This window comes from Variovorax sp. 20P10.2.4, from assembly GCF_058244205.1.
This window is the reverse complement of sequence record NZ_JBZAYE010001117.1, coordinates 1-1333: the sequence shown is the minus strand read 5'-3', so window position 1 is coordinate 1333 and position 1333 is coordinate 1. Positions and strand designations below refer to the sequence as shown.

At 68.2% G+C, this 1333-nt stretch carries 1 protein-coding gene and 1 pseudogene; both read right to left on the bottom strand.

Features of this window, described 5'->3' with window-relative positions:
* Positions 1-149: 149 nt before the first annotated feature.
* Positions 150-1034 (bottom strand): LysR family transcriptional regulator, encoded by an 885-nt coding sequence (locus AC27VN_RS41585; RefSeq protein ID WP_490880526.1) that lies wholly within the window; start codon positions 1032-1034, stop codon positions 150-152.
* Between the two features lie 53 nt (positions 1035-1087).
* A pseudogene (locus AC27VN_RS41580) lies at positions 1088-1333 on the bottom strand (hypothetical protein); the annotation flags it as partial.

Below are 1333 nucleotides of genomic sequence, written 5' to 3'. Positions count from 1 at the left end.
CGCCGCAGGCGCTCAGCAGTCCATGGAAGAGGCCCAGGCCACCGAGGCCCAGGAGCGTTCGTCGAGTCGTCATAAGAATCAGGGTTTCTACGGAGTCCCGGATTCTGTAGACGCTCATTCATCCGCACAATTGATCTTTTCTGGCCATATCAATCGATCTGGCTCATGAAATGACCGTCTTCACGAGCAAACCGCAGCAGGCTTTCGAACACCTCGCGCACCAGCGGCAGGCGCGACGGGCCTTCCGTGCGAGAGAGCCAGAGGGTGCCGAGCGGCAGGCTCGGCCAGGCCGCCAGGTGGCGCAAGCGGCCGCTGCGCAGCGCATCGTCGGCCAAGAGCCGCGACACCAGCGCAAGGCCGCGGCCGCGCAGCGCGGCGTCGAGCAGCAGGCGCGGATCGTCGTAGATCGCGGCCTTGCGCAGCGGGCCGAAGTGTTCGCGGATGAAGGGGCCGATGCGGTCGCTCGTGAGGTCGGCCTCGAGGCACAGCAGGCCGGGCGCGGCCTCCGTGTCGGCGTCGGGCAGGCCGACCGCCACCAGTTCGTCGCTCAGCAGCGGCACCTCGAACACGTCCGGCTGCTGCAGCGGATCGCGCGTGATCGCGATGTCCACGTCGAGCTCGTCGATGAAACGGGCGCTCTCGTCGACCGAGACGATCGGGCACAGGTCGGGATGCGCCTGCAGCAGCCGGTCGATGCGCGGCTGCAGCCAGCCGTGGGCGACGGGCGCGGGGCAGACCAACGTGACGAGGCGGTCGTCCATGTAGGTCTCGATGCGGTGCAGGCCGTGGCGGATCTGCTCGAGCGACTTGCCCACGCTGTCGAGCAGCAGGCCGCCGGCCACGGTCAGCTCCACGCCGCGCCCCTTGCGCCGGAACAGCGGCTGGCCGACCTGCTGCTCGAGCTGCGCGATCTGGTGGCTGATGGCCGATTGCGAGACGTGCAGCTCCTCGGCCGCGCGCGAGTAGTTGCCCAGGCGCGCGGCTGCTTCGAAGCCGATCAGGAATTTGAAGGAGGGCAGTCTGGCGTTGGACATGGGAACCCGGTCGATGGATCGGCGCACAAGATAGCGCCTTTCATCGATGGGATTCAACGCGCTGTGGCGGCGTCCTCTTCGCAGCCGGCGCCATACAGCTGCGCCAGCACCTCCACCGGATGGCGCAATCGCCGCGCCTGCAGCCGCTCGACCTGGCTGCGGCACGAATAGCCGGTGGCGAGAAATTCCGCCGGCGCGGGCTCGGCTTCCAGCAGCGGCGCCCACGACTGCGAAAAGATCCGCTGCGAGGTCTGCAGGTTGCGCTGCTCGTGGCCGTAGGTGCCCGACATGCCGCAGCA